This is a genomic window from Spirosoma sp. SC4-14 (assembly GCF_037201965.1).
GTDB lineage: Bacteria > Bacteroidota > Bacteroidia > Cytophagales > Spirosomataceae > Spirosoma.
Genome location: NZ_CP147518.1, coordinates 7,252,785 through 7,274,890, shown reverse-complemented (window position 1 = coordinate 7,274,890; position 22,106 = coordinate 7,252,785). Strand labels below are relative to the sequence as shown.

Annotated in this window: 14 protein-coding genes and 1 pseudogene; 13 read left to right on the top strand and 2 right to left on the bottom strand. The window is 38.9% G+C overall.

Annotation, left to right across the window (positions count from 1 at the left end; all coding sequences use genetic code 11):
- Positions 1–45: 45 nt before the first annotated feature.
- Positions 46–3,435 (bottom strand): preprotein translocase subunit SecA, encoded by a 3,390-nt coding sequence (secA, locus tag WBJ53_RS30025; RefSeq protein ID WP_338873236.1) that lies wholly within the window; start codon positions 3,433–3,435, stop codon positions 46–48.
- A gap of 224 nt (positions 3,436–3,659) precedes the next feature.
- On the opposite strand from secA, the gene WBJ53_RS30020 reads away from it, so the two are divergent.
- The 10 genes from WBJ53_RS30020 to WBJ53_RS29975 all read left to right on the top strand — a co-directional run bounded on the left by WBJ53_RS30020 (position 3,660) and on the right by WBJ53_RS29975 (position 15,593).
- Positions 3,660–6,047 carry an SLBB domain-containing protein gene (locus tag WBJ53_RS30020; protein ID WP_338873234.1) on the top strand — a complete coding sequence of 796 codons (2,388 nt, stop codon included), beginning with the start codon at positions 3,660–3,662 and terminating at the stop codon, positions 6,045–6,047.
- Between the two features lie 17 nt (positions 6,048–6,064).
- Positions 6,065–7,141 carry a GNVR domain-containing protein gene (locus tag WBJ53_RS30015; protein ID WP_338873232.1) on the top strand — a complete coding sequence of 359 codons (1,077 nt, stop codon included), beginning with the start codon at positions 6,065–6,067 and terminating at the stop codon, positions 7,139–7,141.
- Entirely contained in the window at positions 7,138–8,094 is a 957-nt protein-coding gene (locus WBJ53_RS30010; protein WP_338873230.1) for a GDP-mannose 4,6-dehydratase, read from the top strand. Before WBJ53_RS30015 ends, WBJ53_RS30010 begins: the two co-directional genes overlap by 4 nt.
- Positions 8,095–8,326: 232 nt before the next feature.
- A complete protein-coding gene (locus tag WBJ53_RS30005) occupies positions 8,327–9,622 on the top strand; it encodes an oligosaccharide flippase family protein (RefSeq protein WP_338873228.1) in 1,296 nt (431 codons plus the stop codon).
- 11 nt (positions 9,623–9,633) lie between these two features.
- Positions 9,634–10,305: a class I SAM-dependent methyltransferase gene (locus WBJ53_RS30000; protein ID WP_338873227.1), complete on the top strand. Its 672-nt coding sequence runs from the start codon at positions 9,634–9,636 to the stop codon at positions 10,303–10,305.
- Positions 10,306–10,319: 14 nt separating this feature from the next.
- Positions 10,320–11,180, top strand: coding sequence for a glycosyltransferase (locus WBJ53_RS29995; protein WP_338873225.1), 861 nt, complete (start codon positions 10,320–10,322; stop codon positions 11,178–11,180).
- A complete protein-coding gene (locus WBJ53_RS29990) occupies positions 11,173–12,192 on the top strand; it encodes a glycosyltransferase family 2 protein (protein WP_338873223.1) in 1,020 nt (339 codons plus the stop codon). The genes WBJ53_RS29995 and WBJ53_RS29990 overlap by 8 nt, the downstream gene beginning before the upstream one ends.
- Before the next feature lie 154 nt (positions 12,193–12,346).
- Positions 12,347–13,558, top strand: a complete 1,212-nt coding sequence (locus WBJ53_RS29985; protein ID WP_338873221.1) for a hypothetical protein — start codon at positions 12,347–12,349, stop codon at positions 13,556–13,558.
- Positions 13,559–13,629: 71 nt separating this feature from the next.
- Positions 13,630–14,277 carry an IS5 family transposase gene (locus WBJ53_RS29980; RefSeq protein WP_338873219.1) on the top strand — a complete coding sequence of 216 codons (648 nt, stop codon included), beginning with the start codon at positions 13,630–13,632 and terminating at the stop codon, positions 14,275–14,277.
- 188 nt (positions 14,278–14,465) lie between these two features.
- Positions 14,466–15,593, top strand: a complete 1,128-nt coding sequence (locus WBJ53_RS29975) for a glycosyltransferase family 1 protein (RefSeq protein WP_338873217.1) — start codon at positions 14,466–14,468, stop codon at positions 15,591–15,593.
- A gap of 93 nt (positions 15,594–15,686) precedes the next feature.
- On the opposite strand, the gene WBJ53_RS29970 is transcribed toward WBJ53_RS29975, so the two are convergent.
- Positions 15,687–16,658 carry an IS30 family transposase gene (locus WBJ53_RS29970; RefSeq protein WP_338873215.1) on the bottom strand — a complete coding sequence of 324 codons (972 nt, stop codon included), beginning with the start codon at positions 16,656–16,658 and terminating at the stop codon, positions 15,687–15,689.
- Between the two features lie 209 nt (positions 16,659–16,867).
- Between WBJ53_RS29970 and WBJ53_RS29965 the strand changes: the two genes are divergently transcribed.
- From WBJ53_RS29965 to WBJ53_RS29955, 3 genes and pseudogenes are all read left to right on the top strand, one after another.
- Positions 16,868–18,730, top strand: coding sequence for a hypothetical protein (locus WBJ53_RS29965; RefSeq protein ID WP_338873213.1), 1,863 nt, complete (start codon positions 16,868–16,870; stop codon positions 18,728–18,730).
- 215 nt (positions 18,731–18,945) lie between these two features.
- Positions 18,946–20,140, top strand: a pseudogene (locus WBJ53_RS29960) (IS3 family transposase).
- A 97-nt stretch (positions 20,141–20,237) separates the two neighbouring features.
- Positions 20,238–22,106 carry a TMF family protein gene (locus WBJ53_RS29955; RefSeq protein WP_338873211.1) on the top strand — a complete coding sequence of 623 codons (1,869 nt, stop codon included), beginning with the start codon at positions 20,238–20,240 and terminating at the stop codon, positions 22,104–22,106.

The following is a 22,106-nucleotide window of genomic DNA, read 5'->3' as shown; positions in this document are numbered from 1 at the left end:
CGAATATACAATCCGGGAGGCTTTTTATCAACCTTAGTAAACCGATTATTCGATTAGCATTGCCTTACCGCTTGCCAAATCGTTTTCAACGGTCTTATACTTCACATCGCGTTTCACAGAGCCATCGGCATATTGTACGTTAACGCGGGCATTGCGGTCAAGTTTAGCTACCCGTACCGGCTGACGCGGAGGCATAGGGGGCGCGCCAGCTCCCATTGCATTGTTTTCGGCCATTCGGCGGGCATATTCTTCGGGGCCCGTGGCAAGATGATCGTCTTCGAAGTCTTCCATATTGGTATGAAGCTTCGGTTGAGGCTCTGGCCGACGCTGAGCGGGTGCCTGACGAATCTCCTGCTGTACTTCTTCGGCTTCCTGAGCTGGAATATCTGCTTTAGAAAGGAAGCTGATCGTGTCGAAATTAACTTTGCTGAGGAAACGTTTGAACAGCTCGACGGATTCAAACTTATAAACCAGCAACGGATCTTTCTGCTCAAATACCGCATTCTGAACCGACTGTTTCAAATCGTCCATTTCGCGAAGGTGCTCTTTCCACTCCTGGTCAATCACCGAGAGTGTAACGGCTTTTTCCATTTCCGTTACCAGATCGCGCCCACCCGTTTCAACAGCTTTCCGCAGATCACTCACAACAGTTAGTTCATGGATACCATCCGTAAAGGGCACAACAATATTTTTGATCTGATGCCCCTGTTCGGTCAGTACTTGCTGCAACACAGGCAATGCTTTTCCGGCTATGGCCTGATTTTTTGCCTGATAGTTCGCTTCAACCTCTTCGTAGAGCCGATGTGTCTGATCAACGAGCTTCAACCGTCCAAACTCTTCAGCCGATAAGGAAGGTACAAATCCGAGCGTTGTCAGCAACTGAAGTTTCACCTCTTCGTAATTACCCTCTGCGTTATTGACAATTTCTTCAACAACATCAAACATGGTGTTGGCAATGTCGAGCGGGAGCCGGTCGCCAAAGAGAGCATTCCGACGACGTTTGTAAATAGCCTCCCGCTGATAGTTCATCACATCATCGTATTCGAGCAGTCGTTTCCGAATGCCGAAGTTGTTTTCTTCAACTTTCTTCTGAGCGCGTTCGATCGATTTCGTAATCATCGAGTGCTGAATCACTTCGCCTTCTTCCAGGCCCATACGATCCATTACTTTCGCAATGCGCTCGGAACCAAACAAACGCATCAGACTATCTTCGAGCGAAACGAAAAACTGCGACGTACCCGGATCGCCCTGGCGTCCCGAACGACCGCGCAACTGCCGGTCGACCCGGCGCGATTCGTGGCGTTCGGTACCAATGATGGCCAGGCCACCTGCTTCCCGCGATTCGGGTGTCAGTTTAATATCCGTACCCCGCCCTGCCATGTTCGTCGCAATCGTAACCGTACCTGGCAAACCTGCCGAGGCAACAATTTCGGCTTCGCGCTGGTGATATTTCGCGTTCAGGACCTGGTGCTGAATCTTCCGGAGTGTGAGCAGGCGGCTCAGCAACTCGGAGTTTTCCACAGAGGTTGTACCCACTAGCACTGGTCTGCCTTTTTCGACCAGGCTCGTTATTTCGTCAACGACGGCATTATATTTTTCCCGAACCGACCGGTACACTTTATCTTCCTGATCCATACGGCTGATCTTCCGATTGGTTGGAATAACAACCACATCCATTTTGTAGATCTGCCAGAATTCAGAGGCTTCGGTTTCGGCTGTACCGGTCATACCAGCCCGCTTATGATACATCCGGAAGTAATTCTGAAGCGTAACGGTCGCGTAGGTTTGGGTTGCATCTTCGACCTTCACGTTTTCTTTAGCCTCTACAGCCTGGTGTAACCCGTCTGACCAGCGACGTCCTTCCATGATCCGGCCGGTTTGTTCATCCACGATTTTAACCTTACCGTCCATGATAACATATTCGGTATCCTTTTCGAACAAACAATACGCTTTCAGAAGCTGGTTAACCGTATTGATCCGTTGTGTTTTTACGGCATAGTCGCGAACGACGGCTTCTTTATGCAGAATTTTCTCCTGTTCCGATAAACTACCATCTTTATCAATCGCATTAAGGTCTATCGACAAGTCTGGCAGGATAAAGAAATTAGGGTCTTCACCTGATCCGGTAATAAAATCGATACCTTTTTCGGTAAGGTCAATACCATTGTGCCGCTCATCGATCGTAAAATACAAGGGTGCATCGGCCTCAGGCATCAATTTCTGGTTTTCGGCCAGATAAATAGATTCGGTTTTCTGGAGCAGTGCTTTGTTACCGGTTTCGCTCAGAAACTTAATCAGGGGCTTATGTTTGGGTAAACCACGATAAGCCCGGAACAACGACAGGCCTCCCTCTTTTTCGTCGCCAGCAGCTATTTTTTTCTTGGCGTCGTTCAGATAGTCATAGACCAGTTTACGCTGGGCCTCAACCACACGGGCCACGCGCGGTTTCAGTTCAATATAATCCTGTTCATCGCCACGCGGTACTGGTCCGCTGATGATCAATGGCGTTCGGGCATCATCGATCAGCACCGAGTCAACTTCATCGACCATTGCATAGTGGTGCTTTCGTTGCACCAGCTCGCCCGTTTCGCGAGCCATGTTATCGCGCAGGTAGTCGAAGCCAAATTCATTGTTGGTGCCATAAGTAATATCGGCCAGATAAGCCTGTTTACGGGCTGGCGAGTTGGGCTGATGTTTATCGATACAATCGACCCGAAGGCCATGGAACTCAAAAAGCGGAGCCATCCACTCGGAGTCACGTTTAGCCAGATAGTCGTTAACAGTTACAATATGTACGCCCCGCCCTGCCAAACCATTCAGAAACGCCGGGAATGTTGCTACCAGCGTTTTACCTTCACCGGTGGCCATCTCGGCAATCTTACCCTGGTGTAAGACAACACCACCAATAATTTGTACATCATAATGGACCATATCCCATTTAATGGGCGTACCGGCAGCGTCCCAGCGGTTGGCCCAATGGGCCAAATCGCCATCGATCACCACATTTTTCTTTCGAGAGGCAATTTCCCGGTCGAAGTCCGAAGCGGTAACCGTAAGTTGTTCATTTTCAGAGAACCGGCGAGCCGTTTCTTTCACCACGGCAAAGGCCTGAGGAAGAATATCGAGCAATACTCGTTCTAGCTCTGTATTACGGTCAGCTTCGAGTTTATCGATCTGATTGAAGAGTCGCTCTTTCTCATTAACATCCACGTCGGGATGGTTGGCTGCCTCATTAAGTTCGGCCAGCTGGTTGTCAATATCGCCAAGCTCGGTGGCGATCTGAGCTTTTAGTTCGGCCGATATGCGCCGTAACTCATCGTTTGAAAGGTCTTTTAACCGCGCAAACTCGGTATTTACCTTCTCAACGTAAGGAAACAATTCCTTAATGTCACGCTGCGATTTGGTGCCGAAAAACTTAGCTATCAGATTAATCATATATTCTGGAATAAGTAGCGATTTCGGTTTAGTAATTAGTAGAACAATATAAATCAGGGATAGATACTAACTACCAGCCACTTTTTTTCTACAAATTTAGTGCATTACAATGGGACTACAAGGTAAGCATCAGATCGACAGACACTCCTTATTATATGGGAACAGGGATTTAAGGATAATCTATTACTTTTGCGGATCAAATATTGGCCCAACAGCCACTGTTCATGCTTACCACCGACAAATTGTCACGTTTTACTCATCGTATACGACCAGTTTATATAGGTTTAGTACTATTGCTACTGACAGGGATGCAGCAGACTATTGCCCAGGCTCCTCGTTCCCGAGTAGATCAGTTAAGTGATGAAGACGTCCAGAATTTTTATCGGCGTGCCCAGGCTAGTGGTTTAACCGAAGCCCAGATTGAGCAGGCAGCCATGTCGCAGGGATATACACTCGACGATATCGCCAAAATGCGAAAACGGATCAATCAGATCCGTACACTAACTTCGTTGCCCCAAAATCAGACCCAGATCATGGGAGTTGGCCGAACCCTCCCCGACGATCTGTCGCGACGACTAGATTCACTGGCGTTAACCGAAACGGATAAAGACACCAGCAAAAAACTAAAGGTTTTTGGCGCATCGTTGTTTGAGAATGTCAATCTGTCATTTGAACCAAATTTGCGTATCGCTACTCCCCGCAGTTATATTGTTGGGCCCGACGACGAAATCAGAATCGATATAGCAGGAGCCTCTACGGGAGATTTTAATTTAAAAGTAAGTCCCGAAGGAACCGTTAAAGTGCCTAACTTACCTCCCATCTTTGTTGCAGGGCTTACTATCGACCAGGCCGAACAGCGCATTATTGCTCGCTTACGGCAAGGAGGCTACCAGGGACTTGGTCAGGCAGGGAGTGGTACAACCGCGAATATTACTTTAAGCAACATTCGGAGCATTCGGGTAACATTAGTGGGAGAAGTTGTTCGTCCAGGAACTTATACCATATCGTCATTAGGTACAGCTTTTAATGCATTGTATCTGGCTGGTGGGCCAAATCCAGAAACCGGTTCATTTCGTAAAATCAATATTATTCGGGGTAATCGCGTTATACGTACAATCGACCTGTATGATTTTATTTTGCGCGCCGACCAGCGCGACAATATTATTCTGAGAGATCAGGACGTAATCCGGGTTGCTGATTATCAGACCCGAGTTGAATTGACGGGTCAGGTTCGTCGGCCAGCCATCTTTGAAACATTGCCTGGTGAAACCCTTAAAACATTGCTTAGCTTTGCTGGTGGTTTTGCTGATGATGCTTACCGGGCCTCTATTACACTTCGGCGAAATACGGCTCGCGAACGACGAATTGTGACAATAACAGAAGAACAGATCGCGAACTTTGTGCCCCAGGGAGGAGATAAGTATTTTGTGGGTAAGATTCTGGAGCGGTACGAAAACCGTGTTCAGATAGCGGGAGCCGTAATGCGCCCTGGCGATTATGCACTTGAACCGGGGCTGGAGACCGTTAAGCAATTGGTTAGCCGTGCAGAAGGGTTGCGGAAAGATGCGTTTACCAACCGGGCGACCATCATCCGTGAACGGGCCGATATGGATCGGGAGAATTTGTCGTTCGATTTAGGGAAACTGTTGCGCGGTGAAATCGCTGATATTCCGCTTCAGCAACAGGATAGTTTGACCGTATTATCTATTCAGGATTTGCGGGAACCTTATTATGTAACGATTGAAGGGGCTATTAATAAACCTGACACAATCGACTTCGTAAACAACATGAGCGTTGCCGATTTGATTGCTCAGGCTGGCGGCTTTCAGGAAGGTGCTAAACCCAGCCTGATCGAAGTGGCCCGTCGTATTCGGCAGGATTCGGCTGGAATTCGTACCACGATGCTGGAAATTTACCGGTTTTCAGTTGACAGAAATCTGCAAATTGCGCCAATGGAAGGCAATACGCCTGGTTTCCAATTGCAACCATTTGATATTGTTTATGTTCGTACATCGGCAAACTATGAAGCCCAGAAGCAGATAAATGTAGCTGGTGAGATCATGCATCCGGGTAATTACTCTATTTTCAGCCGTGAAGAGCGAATCAGTGATATCATCAAACGAGCGGGTGGGCTTAGACCGGAAGCGTATATTGCCGGGTCGCAACTGAAGCGGAAAGGGCAGATTATCGGTAATGATTTGCGAAATATTCTGGATGATCCGGGTTCGGAAGAAAATCTCCTGCTTCAGGATGGAGATACACTCTTTATCCCACGTCGATCAGAAATTGTGACCATCCAGGGTGCAGTACTGAATCCTTCGTCGGTAAGTTTTAAGTCTGAATATAAATTTGGGGATTACATCAGTGAAGCGGGCGGATTCACCGATAATGCTAGAAAAAGCAAAGCTTATGTGGTCTATTCAAATGGAAAAAAGGACCGAACCCATAAGTTTTTATTTTTTAATTCAAGGCCAGAGGTTGAGCCTGGTTCAACAGTGGTTGTGCCATTTAAACCACTAGACACTAACCGTTTAACCTCGGGCGAACGAATTGGGATTTTCTCTCTACTAGCGACAGTGTCCATTGCCTTAATTAATGTTCTACTTCGTTAACGACTTTCTAAATAAATATGTCAGTTACTGAGGTTAAGAGAAAGAAATCTATTGATGAAGACGAAATTGAAATTCGGCTGAGTGATATTATAAAGTTTTTAAAAACTAGCCGACGCCGAGTAATAATAGGAACACTATTTGGGTTATTGGCTGGCGCTTTATATTCATTTAGTAAACCAGACCTGTATACTTCCAAAGTCACTGTAATGCCGGAAATCCAGTCGAAAGGAACTGGCAGTTTAAATGGGCTAGGGTCATTGGCAGGTTTGGCAGGTATCGATATAGGGGGAATATCCGGAGGGAGCGTTGATGCCATACGGCCAGATATATACCCAGACATATTGCGTAGTGTACCGTTTGGGCTTAAAATTTTAAAGACCCCTGTATATTCTAATCTTTTATCTAAAGAAACGTCTTTACGAGAATTTATAGAGAAGAGCAATGAAAATGTTCTGTGGAGTGGAATGGATTCAGAAAATGACGATAGTGTTAAACTTGATCGTTATAGTAATAAGCTCTTGCAAATAACTAAAGGCCAAGAATCTCTTATTGATTATCTCGATAGGGCAATAGCAGCAGATTATGACACGAAAACAGGCATAATTACAGTTTCTGCAACTTTTCCTGATGCTATCGTTGCTGCTACTGTGGCTCAACATTCGTTAGAATACTTAACGGATTATGTATCTAATTATAGAACAGAGAAAGCGCGCAAACAAGTTGCTTTTTTGGATCAGCAGGTAAGAGAGGCTAAAGAGCGCTATCAGGCTTCTGAATATGCTTTATCTAGCTATAAAGATCGAAATAACAATCTTTATCTAAATACTGCTAAAATAGAAGAACAGCGTCTACAAGCTGACTTTTTACTTGCCCAAAATGTTTTTAACGATTTGTCAAAGCAGTTTGAACAGGCAAAGGTTAAAGTCGCAGAAGAGCTTCCTATATTTAAGGTGCTAGAACCAGCCCAAGTGCCCTTAAGAAAGAGTGCTCCTAAAAGGAGTTTGATAGTAATAGGCTTTACTTTTGTAGGTGCCTTTTTAGGATTAGGGTTCCAAATAGTTCGCCTGCTTTATAATACATCGAAAGGATTGTGAAAACAGCATTAATATGTGGCGTATCTGGTCAGGATGGCGCCTATTTGGCAAAACTTTTACTTGAAAAAGGGTATAAAGTGTTTGGAGGGTCGAGGGACGCGCAAATGTCGTCATTTAGAAACTTAGGCCGCTTAAATATTAAGCAAGATGTTGAAACCGTATCAATAAGTATAAATGATTTTCGATCTGTTTTACAGACTCTTCAACGCACAAAGCCTGATGAGGTTTATAATTTGGCTGGGCAAAGCTCTGTCGGGTTATCATTTGAGCAACCTGTTGAAACCTTAGAAAGTATTAGTGTTGGTACCTTAAATTTACTGGAAGCAATACGGTTTACGGGCGATCCTATTCGATTTTATAATGCTGGTTCGAGCGAATGTTTTGGCGACACAGGGAACATGGCTGCAGATGAAACGACACCATTTCGTCCGCGAAGTCCTTATGGAGTTGCCAAAGCTGCCGCTTTCTGGCAAGTAGCTAATTATCGGGAAGCTTATCAACTACATGCAAGCACTGGAATTTTATTCAACCATGAATCACCGTTACGCCCTGAGCGTTTTGTAACTCAAAAGATAGTGTCTGCTGCTAAGCGGATAGCAAAGGGAAGTAATGAAAAGCTAATATTAGGTAATATTGAGATTGCTCGGGATTGGGGGTGGGCGCCAGATTATGTAGAGGCAATGTGGTTAATGTTACAACAAAGTATGGCTGATGATTATGTAATTGCAACCGGGCATACCAATAAATTGCGGGATTTTATAAAAACAATTTTTGAGATATTGGAATTAGATTGGGAATATAATGTTCGATCAGATACTAATTTATATAGACCTACAGATATTGCAGAAGGGCATGCTAACCCAATAAAAGCCTTTGATAAACTGGGATGGAAAGCAAAGTATAATATGGAGGGTGTTGCAAAAATGATGTTGGAAGGAGAGCTGATGGTTTGAATCGGCTTTGTTGCATGGCTCCTGATTGGACCGTAAGACCATGTTATCTGAGCCTCACACCATACCTATAAAAGGACACAAGGATTCAAAAAAGTGAAAATAGTATATTTGTGTAACCTGAGAGAGGGAGCTACTCAGAACAGTTTTAGGTCCAAATCCGCCTTTTAGGAGCCATGCAACAAAGCCGTTTGAATCTATAAGTACATATATCTTAATAAATAAGGTAGGAGATATGAGCAATTTTGTCTATAGTAAACTATCTAAAATTACTTGGATATCACTCCAAAATAATAAGATAATTGATAATTTTCTGTCCTTAATATTTATCCAAGCAACAAACATACTTATCCCTATTATCATAATACCATATATTTTACAAAAAGTGGGATTAGAAAAATATGGTATTGTGTCTTATGCATTGTCAATATATTCATATATTATATTATTTGTTGATTATGGTTTTAGCTTATCAGCTACTAAAATAATAGCTATTAATCATGATAATAAGGTTATTCTTTCTAAGGTTTTTTCTGAAGTTATGGTAACTAAGCTGCTGCTTTTTATTGCAAGCTATTTATTTTTGTTAATATGTTGTATTACTATAAATAAACTACAGGAGAATTTTATTCTATATATAATCGGCGGTAGTTATGTATTAGGGAATATGTTATTGCCAACGTGGTTTTTTCAAGGTGTTGAAAAAATGAAATACGTAAGTTACCCAAATGCAGTTGGGAAAATATTACAATTGTTATTAATATATATATTAATAAAAAAGCCTGATGATTATATATATATAATAGGCATATTCGGTATTACCACAATAGCCACAGGTATGTTTAGCATTTCACTAGCTTATAATAAATTCTATCTGGATTTTAAATGGCCTTCTAAAAAAAATATATTTGATCAATTACATGAAGGGTTTGATTTCTTTTTGCCGAACCTATCTATCTCAATTGTAAATAGTACTACAATTATTATATTAGGTCTTTTTGTTTCAAATAAAGCCTTAGGGTATTATAGCATAGCTGAAAAAATAATATTTGGAATTTGGACTATTTTAGGAGTTTTCTCACAGGCTATTTATCCAAATGCATGCAGGTTAGCTAGAAAAGGCTTTCTTAATTTAAAAATCTTCTTATTCTTTACTTGCTTCCCATTTATTATTTTGATAGGCGTTTCTTCTGTATTGATATACGTATATGCGGAAAGAATAATTAATCTGATTGCAGGCGCTCCAGAATATTCAACTATCCATTTGTTGAAAATAATGAGTATTATACCCTTAATAGTAAGTCTTAATATTCCTGCTTATCTAATCTTATTAGCCTATAATTTAAAAAATATTTATGCTAAAATATTTAATTATACAGCTATATTTAATTTACTACAAGGCGTTATAATAATTAAATATTTAGGCATAGATGGTGCGGCAATTAATATGATTAGTACCCAGTTTTTTATTACTGTATCACTTTATATTGCCGTGGTTAAAAAAAGTAATGACTTAAACATTTTAACTTGATTAATTAGAATATGCAGTACTACATTGGAAAAGAAGAAAATTACTATATTAATGTGAGAGAAGATTTGATATCCTTGCTGCCGAATAACTCTCAGCAACGTGTATTGGAGATCGGGGCAGGGGGAGGGGATACTTTAGTTGCTATAAAGGAAAGACAGCTAGCAATTGAAGTTATAGGTGTCGATTTGTTTTCCCTTAATAATACGAATCAAACCAATAGTCAAATTGATCAGTTTTTAATTGCAGATATTGAAAAAGACGATTTGCCGTTTTTAAATGGATACTTTGATGTAATTATTTGTGGGGATGTGCTAGAACATTTAGTAGACCCTTGGCTTGCAGTAGAAAAATTATCAAATTATTTAAAACAGGGAGGGAGCTTTATTATTAGCGTGCCAAATATTCGAAATTATAGAGCTTTGTTTAATATAGTATTTAAAGGTACATTTGCTTATGATCCTTCTGGGGGAATTATGGACAAAACACACCTTCGCTTTTTTTGCCGTAAAAATGTATCAGATTTATTTCATAATTCGATTTTTCTGGTAAAGGATGTATTGCCTATTACTAGATTCTCTAAATATAGATTTAGTAAAAAAGTTGAAATATTTAATTTTCTTACATTTAACTTATTAGAAGAGTTTCTTGTAAGCCAATACTTAGGAGTTGCCATACGAAAATAATATAGATGGTTTTAATGATGATGTTATCTAATAAAGTGGCTGCTGCTGTAGTAATGTATAATCCTGAAGAAGATATAGTAGAAAATATATCTTCTTATATAAATCAGGTAGAACGTATATATGTCATTGATAATTCGGAAATTCATAATGAAAATTTAATAAGAATACTCAGCTCCTATGCTAGTGTGAGTTATTATAATAATGAAGGTAATAAAGGAGTTGCAGCGGCCTTAAATCGTGCAGCTCAATTAGCTATTGATGGTGGTTACCAATTTTTGTTGACTATGGATGATGACACTCAAATGCCTGAAGATGGAGTGAAAAAGATGCTACAGTATATAATGGAAACAAAAAAAAAAATAGGCATTGTAGCAGCTCAATCTGACCCTAGATTTTTTTATAAACCTAATAGGTCTGTCTATTTTACAATTACTTCAGGTAATTTATTAAATTTAAGTGCTTACAAAAAAAATGGACCATTTTTAGATGAGTTGTTCATTGATTATGTAGATCATGAATTTTGCTTTAGACTTATTATGAACGGTTATGCAATTATTGAGCTAAATGAAGTGTGTCTTCAGCATAAACTAGGAGAGATAAAAGAAATTAATCTAGGCCCGATTAAAGTAAAATGGACTTCACATTCGCCTTTGAGAGTATACTATAAAACTAGAAATTGTTTTTACGTGCTTAAGAAATATCGTTTTTTGCCAATTACCATACGAATGTATTTTTATAAAGATGTCTTAAGAGACTTAGTGAAAATATTTTTCCTAGAGGATGAAAAATTTCCTAGAATAATTTTGTATGTAAAAGCCATTAGGGATGCGTTTTTTAATGATTTAGGTAAATTAGAGCTTACAAAAAATGCCTAAGACATACATCATAGTACTAAATTACAATGGATGGCGTGATACTATCGCTTGTATAGAATCAATCTTACATCTTGACTATAAGAATTATTCTATTATTATAGTTGATAATAATTCTTTAGATAATTCAGTTAATAATATTATTAAATATTTAGAAGGTGATATTAACCCATATATGGAAGATTTTATCTTAAACGATGTTCCTAAGACCATAATTCCCAAGCCAGTGCCGTACTGTTATTTATCCGAAGATGACGTTAATGGCACTGGTGATGTTAATAATTGTAAGATTACGATTATTAAATCAAATAGTAATGGTGGTTTTAGCGCAGGTAATAATTTAGGGATAAAATATGCTTTATTAAGGAAAGATGCTGAATATATGTGGTTATTAAATAATGATATTATAATTACTCCTAATTCTTTAAGCAGATTAATAGAATATCATATTGCAGTTAATAGCAATAATAAGGTAGGTATTGTGGGTGCTAAATTACTATATTATGGCCATTCAAATACAGTTCAATGTTTAGGCGGAGGAATATATAACAAATACTTAGGAGTATCATTACAATTATATAACGGTAAATTCGATCGGCTAAATTTGCCGAACATGAAGATTGATTATGTTTCTGGAGCATGTATGCTCGTATCGATAGATTATATTAATACGGTTGGGTTGCTTTCAGAAGACTATTTTCTTTATTATGAAGAAATAGATTGGGCTACACGTGGAAGGTTGAAGGGGTATACTATTGATTATACAGACAGAGTAGCTATATACCATAAAGAAGGTGCTACAATAGGTGCGACTTCTAGGAATAGCCAGAACAGAAACATAATGGCAGAGTATTATTATATACGAAATAAATTAATTTATACAGATAAATACTATGGATTTTTACCGAAATTGACTGTTAGAATAGGGCTATTATTAACAATAGTTCGAAGAGTAAGATATGGACAGCTTAATAATGCTAAAACTATATGGGGTATTTTATTAGGAAAACGGTAAGTTTAAATATGAGAAATTTTACCTTTAATAAATACACTTCTGTGTGCATTTTTTTTACTAAAGAACTTTGGTTATAAAATAGTGCTTTGAAAAGCATTATTTTATTGATCATATAGTAGCGTATATAAGATTGTTAGCTATTCATGAAGCTATTATGACAATTAATCTGAACCCAATACTAATCAGAGTTCGACCTCTAAACGAAGAGGTGAAGTATTTTATTGTTGCTTTCTGTATTTTATTTGCTGACTTAAAAATTTTTGAAATAAAGGTATCTGAGTTGTTAATGTTTTTGTTTTTTGTATTGTATATTAATAAATACTTTAATAAAATTTCAACACTATTGTATTTTTTTTCTCTTTTTTTAATTTTCTCTTTATTGATAACTTCATTATTAAAAATAGGCCCTTTATCTAGTATTTATAGTTTTTTGAAAATGCCTTATATTATTTCATTATCTCGTTATGTTGAATATTTATCGTGTATAGGATTTTCTTTATTTTCTTATCATATTCTTTTCAAAAAAAAATATATATACATATATAAAATACTTGACTATACTCTATTGTTTGCTATAATTTTTATTATAGAATTTGTATTAATTTATTTAGGATTTTATTCCATCTCAGAATCTTTGTTCTATTACGGCACATATAGGTTAAGAGGTTTCTATGTCGAAGGTGGACCTTTAGGTTTATGTTATGCTTTTATTATGTCTCTAGTATATCTTTTTGGGGGAAAATATAAACTGCTAAAAATATTCATTTTATTTATTGTTATTATACTTTCTCAGTCAAAAGCAGGTATCCTGTATATATTGTTGTTTGCTATTTTTATTTTATATGAAAAAGTGAAAATACCTAAATTTTACAAGCCGATCGCAATAATAATATTTACTTTTACTTTTATGTATATAGTAAGTATAGTAGTTCAGGGCTATTTATATGAAATTGCTAATGTGTCCACTAATTTGCAGTATAAGCAGAATGATACTAATTATGTTATGGGCAGGATTGCCGGTCTATTTATAATACCTAATATAGTTAAGAGTAATTATTTATTTGGCATTGGCATGGGCAATTATCCATTAGTTAGAAACTTTCCTGCTTATAGGGGGATTTTTCCAGAAGTAGAACTTTGGGATTCTAGCGGATTGGGAGGGTTTATAGATTTGTTGGTAGATGGTGGTTTGTTTTTTGGATGCATTTTTATTTATGTAATAAAAAATATTTATATTCGTTCTGCCATTCAGCATAAAAAATATTTACTATTAGCTTTTGCATTACCTTTTGCTTTAGGCTTACAATTGTATTTTTTGTATCCGTGGTTTATTATAGGTATATTTTTGAATGGTAAAAGTGACTAGTTTAGAGCGTGTTGGGGAATTGAAAAAGACTAGTAGCCGTGTCACCTTTGTGGTCGCCAAACTACAGGCAGATGACCAAACAGTTTACTAAACTGACCAGCTACCAGTGGGCTGCAATATCGCCCTTTTTCCCCCTTAAACGCAAACTTGATCTATGCGAGGTCATGAATACTATCTTATGGTTACTTCGCACGGGTTGTCAATGGCGAAATTTACTCGATGAATATCCCCATTGGCAGGCCGCATATTACTATTTCGACTGTTGGGAAACTAATGGGACGCTTGAAAGAATCAACCGGGAGTTGAATCAGCTGGATCGAAAACAGGAGGAACGCGAAGCGTATCCATCTGTTTTTTGTGTTGATAGTCAGAGCGTTAAATTAGCGCCTATGATTTGTGAATATCGAGGCCTCGACCCGCATAAGAAAGTTAACGGTCGCAAACGACAGTTATTAGTCGATGCGGGCGGGCGGCTGTGGGCGGTTCCTGTGCATGCAGCTAATGAAGGTGATGGGCCCGCTTCATTGGCTTTGGTAAGTGACGTTTTGTGGTACGGTGACCGAGTCGAAAAGGTATTTGGTGATGGAGCTTACGGTGGCGTTTTTGCAAAGGAATTAACCAAATGGGGCATTGATTTTGAGCGAGCTTCACGTCCTGAATCGGCGCAGGGCTTCGTGCCCGTTGCTAAGCGTTGGGTAGTGGAACGAACTATTGCTTGAACTAATGGCTCCGGCCATCCGGTTCTTTCGGCGAATCGTCAAAGATTACGAGTACACACTATCATCTTCGGTTGGCTGGCTACTTTTGGCTAACATTCAGTTGATGTTACAACGTATTGAACCAGTAGACCAACTATAATTCCCCAACACGCTCTTAGGGTAAATTGTTGATTTTCTCTTTTTCATTTATGAACTCTTCTATTAGAAAAACGATATGTATTGATGCTAGAATGATAAAAAACTCTGGCATTGGCTTATATATAGAAAAGTATACTCAGTATATTTTGGAATCTAACAAATGGTATGCTTACATTATAGGATCTAAGTCTACGCTATCTAATTTGTATGGTAATTTTAAAAATTGGACTTTAATAGAGGATGATTCTCCTATCTATAGCATTAGAGAACAGTTTATGCTTTTTAAGAAAATTCCTAGATGCGATATATTATGGTCTCCGCATTATAATATACCATTGCTGTATGTAAATGCTAAAAAAAGAGTTGTGACAATACCTGATATTTTTCATTTAGTTTCTAAAAGCACATATAGTTTTGAAAAAAGAATTTATGCTGAATATGTTTTAAAGAATGCGGTAAAGAAATCTGACATTGTAACCACAATATCTACCTTCTCTAGAGGAGAAATTTTAGAGAAGGTTTGTTCGGACCCCCAAAAAGTTATAGCAATACCGTTAGGAGTAGATTCAAATTACTTTAACCCAAATTCCAGCTTGCTGCATGAAAATAAGGTAATACAAAACTATTCCTTACCAGATAAGTATTTGTTATTTGTTGGTAACGTCAAACCACATAAAAATTTATTAAATCTCTTGAAGGCTTTTCAGAAAATTGCTATCTCCCAAAAAGATGTACATGTGCTTATTGTGGGTAAGAAAGAAGGATTCATTACAGGAGATAAAGAGGTGTTTAAATTTTTAAATGAGAATGCCGATATAAGTAAGCGTGTTCTGTTTACAGGCTATGTAAAGAGTGAAGATTTGCCTATTATATACAAGTTAGCATCTTTATTTGTGTTTCCATCTTTATATGAAGGATTTGGGCTCCCTCCATTAGAAGCGATGGCTTGTGGTTGCCCAGTAGTCGCATCTAATGCTGCTAGTATTCCTGAAACATGTGGAGATGCTGCATATTATATTGATCCAACTAACATTGATAGTATAGCAGAAGGAATTCTAGATGTGCTTGGAAATAGCACTACTTATAATAACCTGATTAAGAAAGGCTATAAGAGAGTAAAATTGTATAAATGGCATGAATCGGCGGCTATATTCGAAGATATATTATTTAAGCTTTAATAAATGTTTGATTGAATGACCTCGTAAACGTCTGATCTTCAACCTTTGAACGATCTATTATTTTAACTCACTTTGCTCAATAAGTACTTGGATTCAAGTTTGAAGTGCAATATTATTCTTAAGAGCAAACTGAGTTGGAGATAAGTACCCAAGCGTTTTGCGAGGCCTGTTGTTTAACTGATCTTCAATCCATTTTACATCACTTTTTTTCACAATAGTAATTGGGCAGGATTTAGGAATATACTGGCGGATTAAGCCGTTTGTATTTTCGTTAAGCCCTCGCTCCCAACTATGATAGGGATTGGCAAAATAAATATCTGCCTTGAGTGAAGCACTAATTTTTTGATGTTTGGCAAATTCTTTTCCGTTGTCAAATGTAATCGTCCTTATGGGTATTCCACATCTGGTCGCCCTAGTAATCAACGCATTAGCTAATTCATTCACATTTTTTGAGTGCAATTTTGCAACAATAGTATATTTAGTAACCCGTTCGACTAAGGTTAGTAATACGCCCTCGTGATTAGCGCCAATTATGGTATCGCCTTCCCAATGACCTACCTGGGTGTTGCTTTCAACAATAGCAGGCCTATGCTCAATGCCGACTCTATTGAGAATTGTACCCCGTTTGCTGGAATTCCCTCGTTTGCCATATTTTTTCTTGTGTCGAATTCGCAAATAGGAAATAAGACTCTCATTACCAGACTCTTTCTGGGCGTAAATGTACTTGTAGATGCTCTCATGGCTTATCTGTTTTGAACCCGCCTGTAAAGCCAGAACACCACTTATTTGTTCGGGGGAATAGCGTTCTTTTAAGAACCTCACTACTTGCTTTTCAAGCGCTGATTTCATTTTATAAGGTTCTCGCTGGCAGCGATTTGCACGCAACTTATGTGCTTCAGTGGCAACGTAATCGCCTGATAATGAAACGTTTTTCTTGATTTCTCTGCTTATGGTAGAATTGCTTACGTTTACAAACGAAGCAATTTCATACTGTTTATACTTTTGTTGTACCAGTGTCTGAATTTGGTATCTTTGCTCCAGGGTCAATTGCTTGTAGTTAGCCATTTGTTTTATGATTAGACACCACAAAACTATGGATTTACTACTTAGCAGTTGGCTCTTTTTCTGCACATACCAATAAGATGGCATTCAATATTGCACTTCAAAGCTGAATCTGCGGTAGGTATTATATTACTAGAAAGTAAATTGCATTTGGATTTTATATTTTATGTATGTTGAGTTATTAACAATTCATTATTGAATTCAGGTTTTATATGACTTATAATACAAATAAAAGGAATAGTTTTTTTTTAAAGATATATTTATTTATATCTTATACTCTTATATTGTTTTTATTTACTTTGGCGTCGCTTGGCCAATCTATCGATGACGGCAAAGACATAAGTTCGTATGCTAGATTTCGACTTAAGCCGCTTACGAAGGAAGATAAACCTTTAAAGGATTTAAAAAGTGTTATCCAAATTGTTGCTGACCACGTAGCAATTCTAGATCAACACATAGTACCTTTACTAAATCTGAGCCAAATCAGATCACTAAAAAAGAAATTGCCTGTAGCTATATACGTAACAGATGCTGGACATCAAGGCCAATTTTTACTTGATAGTATCGATCGTACTTCTCCAGATAATACAGGTACTGTTATACGAACTGCTTCAAATAAGTGTTATAAACGTGTGTTTTCTGGAGGGGTTGATGTAGGATGGTTTGCAAAAGGAGATGGTATAACGGATGATAAACATGCGTTGCAGGCTGCAATAGATTTTGCAGCTAGCCTTGGAACTTATATTTATGATACGGGTAGTGCGAGATATCGTATAACCGGCAGTATTCTTTTGCGAAAGAAGCTTTCAGGAGTTGCACTTAATGGAGTAATCGTTCCTACAGGTAATAGTTATACAGCTGTGATTACTGAAGCTGCTTCTCGTTTTAAAATATTTCAAATTGAAATAAGTGGCGACAATAATACTGTTAACGGGTTGTTATTAAACAATCCGCAAATTAGTAGATTCCAAACTATAAGGGTACACAATCTAAATGGATTTGGCCTAAAGCTTGTTAAGGTGTGGGATTGCATTTTCGAAAATATTTCTGTTGAACTATGCGGAAATGCTTCTAACTATGCTTTTTCGGTAGAAGATGGGGGAGATACAAGCAACATGGTTAGTATATTAAGGTTGCAAGTGGAGCAGTCTTTGGAGAATGCAATTTATATTTCTCCTAAAACACTTTCTTCATCTTTTAATAATGTGCACTCAGAAAGGCAAAGAGTTACAAAGGAGGGTTTAGACACGTGGTTCTTCGGAGGAGCAAGTTGTTCTTATAATAATATACGTATACATGCTTTGGAAACTAAATTGTATGCTAGGAAGGCTATAAGGTGTCATATTGATGGTACAGGTAGTTCGGTTAATGATATTAGAGTAGAAGGGAAAGTGTCTGTTGTAGCAGAATCGAGCTCTGGCGGGGATTTACGTTTGAATGGTGTGTTATTTCCCATGTTTAAAAGGATTAACTCAGGAAGAGTTTATGTTAACAATGGAGAAATAAGCTTAATTGAGGGAAATACCAACACATTATATATTTCGAATGTAAAAAGTGATACTATTAATGTGGGTTTTTCTCCAGATGACAATAATGCTTTAAATTATTCTGGAGGCACTATTGGGCTACTTACTTCTTCTGATCCTACATCTAGAATTCGTGTGATAAATTCATTTATATATAGGGGAAGCTTTGTTCAGGGGGCTACCTTTTTGAACAATACGGTCTTTACTATAGGCTCCACAAAGGCTAACTATAGGAGAGTATATTTAAATAATAGTACTCTGGTTGGAAACCTTGCAACTGATAATGGGCATTTTGAATTTATAAATGGTTCTAAGATTCAAGGAAATTTATTGATAGGGCCATCAAGGTCAGTAGTTTTTGATATAAGTTCTTATGTTACAGGTAATATAACTAATATGGGCCCCCCTGAGAGCAGTTTATATGCAGGAGGGTTTTCTATTGGACAGCGTATATGGAACCCAAAGCCTACAACTACCGATAATGTGGAATACTGGACGTGCGTAGAAGCAGGGAGGGACGGAAAAGCTGGTAAATGGATAGCCCATTGAGTGACCTCCTCCTGACCTCCTCCCAGTAAACAGGCTCTTACGCACTTTGTGTGGTTGACAATTTTAAAACCTTACTAAGTGGTCAAATGTACCATCATTATTGCGGGCATTTCATCGATGCAACACAAAGTGCGTAAGAGCCAGTAAACAGGACCGACCTAAAGTAGAGAGTTCGGGCGATTTTTGATACCTTAAAACCAATCAAACAATCGCTTATGAAGAAGACCAAATTCACCGAAGCGCAAATCGTTTTTGCCCTTCCTCAGGCTGACACCGGAACCGTTGTCGCCGAGATATGTCGAAAGATGGGTATCAGTGAGGCTACGTTTTATAATTGGAAAAAGAAGTATGGCGGCCTGGGGGTTCCCGAACTTCGACGGCTTCGTCAACTCGAAGAAGAGAACCAACAACTAAAGCAGTTAATAGCCGATTTAAGCCTGGACAAACAGATGCTTCAGGAGGTCATCAAAAAAAAGCTTTAGGGCCAATCCAAAAGCGAGCGTTGGCCAAAAGTCTAATGAATGATTATCGGATCTCGCAGCGCCGAGCCTGTGCCGTGCTTCTGTTACGACGCTCAACCTGGTTCTATAAAGCGCATCGTCGAGATGATTCTGTGCTGAGAAAACGTATTCGAGAGATCGCTGAAACACGTGTCCGATATGGTTGCCAACGTATTTTTACCCTGCTTAGGCGGGAAGGCTGGCGCGACAACCATAAACGAGTACACCGCTTATATCGCTTAGAAAGCCTTAATCTACGGAGTAAGCGGCCTAGGTGTAAGCGCTCGGCTGCTCATCGAATGGATTGACCTGAGCTCTCCAGTATTCATCAGTGCTGGAACGGTCCGCCGTAGCGGCCTGGACTTCGTGGCAGATCAGCTCTTCGATGGGCGAAAAATTCGGGCCTTAACTGTAGTCGATACCTATAGCCGCCAATGCGTAGCCATTCATGTCGGACAGTCGTTGAAAGGCGAAGATGTAGTAGCTGTGATGAATCAATTAAAAGTGGTAAATTTATCGATACCAGGCCGTATCCAGGTAGACAATGGCAGTGAACGGTCCGCCGTAGCGGTTTATTTCGAAAGCATTGGACCTAGATGCCTATGACAATGGAGTAAACCTAGACTTTTCACGACCTGGGAAACCCACTGATAATCCGTTTATTGAATCATTCAATGGAAGTTTTCGGGACGAGTGTTTGAACGCCCATTGATTCTTGTCGTTAGAAGATGCTCGCGAAAAAATTGAGTATTGGCGTCAGGAGTATAATTCATTTCGACCTCACAGTTCGCTCGGCGGACTGACGCCGGAAAAGGCCTCGAAAGAAGAACAAATGAACGTCCGATCCTCAATCTTTGAGCGATACAGTAATTGGGAGGACCTCACATTTACTTATTTAGTATTCAGCTAGCTCAATTTGTTTGATATAATTTGATAACCTTTTATATTTAGCCGGTTTATGTAAGGATAAACTCAATATGGAAAGGTTCTCTAACCAGTTACTATAAATGTACTTAGAATTTAAAATGATATTTAAAATGAGAGCATTATTTACTTGTCTGTTTTTTTTGGGAGGGGGCATTACTTGTTTGGCTCAGAGTAATTACGTTTCGACGACCCCCATATCTGTTACACCAGGTTCTGATAACACATTAGTTGGGGTTGGAGCTGGTAATCTTAATATGAGTGGAGCTAGTAACCTAATGATAGGGCGGGGAGCTGGATCTTTAAATATGGCTGGCACTCAAAACGCGTTTGTAGGGGCGCAAGCGGGAGGGCAAAATACATCCGGGCAGGGGAATGCTTTCTTCGGATATAGTGCAGGTTATAATAACACTTCTGGAAATGGGAATACATTTATAGGTGGCTATTCTGGTTATAGTAATACAACAGGTTATAATAATAATTATAGTGGTTATAATGCTGGTAGATACAATAGCACAGGAGCAAATAATTCTTTTTTTGGGGCAGGTGCAGGCTACGGTAACACTCAGGGTAATGACAATAGTTTTTTAGGGGCTGATGCTGGCCAAGCTAATACGCTAGGAAATAGTAACACTTTTATGGGGTCTCTTACTGGCAGTTCTAATACTTCTGGTTCTGGAAACGTGTTTCTTGGTTATAAAGCAGGTACATCAAATTCATCAGGTGGAGATAATGTTTTTATAGGCCAACAAGCAGGTGCCAGTAGTACATCAACAAATGGTAACATATTTATTGGTTCTAGGGCCGGCAGAGATAATACGGGGGCAAGTAATGTGTTTTTAGGTTTAGAGTCTGGAATAAGTAACACTACAGGGGGTAGTAATACATTTATTGGCTTTCAAACGGGTTATCATAATATAAATGGGACGCAAAACTTATTTTTAGGTAATCTAGCAGGCTTTAATAATATAAGCGGTAATTATAATATGTTTTTGGGTAACTTGACAGGGTATTTTAACCAGTCAGGAGGAAATAATGCTTTTATTGGTAGTGGTGCAGGGAATCGAAATCAGAGTGGTTCAAGTAATACTTATATAGGTCAGGATGCAGGGTTTTATGGGACTAATGCTACCGATAATGTTGCTATAGGTAGAGAAGCGGGTGTTCAAAATGTGAGTGGAACTTTTAATACGTTTATTGGTAGGAGTGCAGGAGTATCATCTGCTAATAACAACTTGACGAATGCCACTGCTATTGGTGCTAATACCCAAGTTACGGCCAGTAATAGTTTAATTTTAGGTAACAATGCTAATGTAGGTATTGGGAATACTGCTCCTAACGCTAAGTTAGAAATTACTCAGGGTACGGATGGAAACAGTGGGCTGCGTTTCACTAACCTGAAGAGTACAAATACGGCGACTTTATTAAGCCAGACAAAGTTTTTGACCGTGAATGCGCAAGGCGATGTCGTACTAGGGAGCACTACAGGTAGTGGCGCGCGAACATCGGCAGATGAACTGTGGACGCAAGATGGTGATAATCTGCAAAATACAAACGGTGGTGGCGTAATTATTGGATCGGGTATTCAACAGACGCCAGTAGGTTACCGGTTATATGTTGCTGATGGTATTTTGACGGAGAAAGTTAAGGTTGCTGTTAAAACAACAGATGATTGGTCAGACAAAGTTTTTGAATCTGGTTATAAACTGAAGAGCTTGTCTGAGGTTGAGACATATGTAAAACAAAACCAACACCTACCGGGAGTGCCATCTGCTGAACAGGTAGTAAAAGAAGGAGTTGACGTCGGTAAAATGGAGGCAAAATTGCTTGAAAAGGTAGAAGAGCTGACGTTATATATGATTCAGCTGAAAAAAGAAAATGAAACGCTGAAACGTAAAAGTGAACAGATGGAGAAGCAGATTAAGGCTTTACGACGCTCAAACCGAAACTAA

Excerpts from the sequence above, each read along its gene's own strand:
- WBJ53_RS29990 (WP_338873223.1), top strand. The coding sequence starts at position 11,173 with ATGCCTAAGACATACATCATAGTACTAAATTACAATGGATGGCGTGAT.
- WBJ53_RS30020 (WP_338873234.1), top strand. The coding sequence starts at position 3,660 with ATGCTTACCACCGACAAATTGTCACGTTTTACTCATCGTATACGACCA.
- WBJ53_RS30015 (WP_338873232.1), top strand. The coding sequence starts at position 6,065 with ATGTCAGTTACTGAGGTTAAGAGAAAGAAATCTATTGATGAAGACGAA.
- WBJ53_RS29995 (WP_338873225.1), top strand. The coding sequence starts at position 10,320 with ATGATGATGTTATCTAATAAAGTGGCTGCTGCTGTAGTAATGTATAAT.
- WBJ53_RS29955 (WP_338873211.1), top strand. The coding sequence starts at position 20,238 with ATGTACTTAGAATTTAAAATGATATTTAAAATGAGAGCATTATTTACT.
- WBJ53_RS30005 (WP_338873228.1), top strand. The coding sequence starts at position 8,327 with ATGAGCAATTTTGTCTATAGTAAACTATCTAAAATTACTTGGATATCA.
- secA (WP_338873236.1), bottom strand. The coding sequence starts at position 3,435 with ATGATTAATCTGATAGCTAAGTTTTTCGGCACCAAATCGCAGCGTGAC.
- WBJ53_RS29985 (WP_338873221.1), top strand. The coding sequence starts at position 12,347 with ATGACAATTAATCTGAACCCAATACTAATCAGAGTTCGACCTCTAAAC.
- WBJ53_RS30000 (WP_338873227.1), top strand. The coding sequence starts at position 9,634 with ATGCAGTACTACATTGGAAAAGAAGAAAATTACTATATTAATGTGAGA.
- WBJ53_RS29975 (WP_338873217.1), top strand. The coding sequence starts at position 14,466 with ATGAACTCTTCTATTAGAAAAACGATATGTATTGATGCTAGAATGATA.
- WBJ53_RS29970 (WP_338873215.1), bottom strand. The coding sequence starts at position 16,658 with ATGGCTAACTACAAGCAATTGACCCTGGAGCAAAGATACCAAATTCAG.
- WBJ53_RS29965 (WP_338873213.1), top strand. The coding sequence starts at position 16,868 with ATGACTTATAATACAAATAAAAGGAATAGTTTTTTTTTAAAGATATAT.
- WBJ53_RS29980 (WP_338873219.1), top strand. The coding sequence starts at position 13,630 with ATGACCAAACAGTTTACTAAACTGACCAGCTACCAGTGGGCTGCAATA.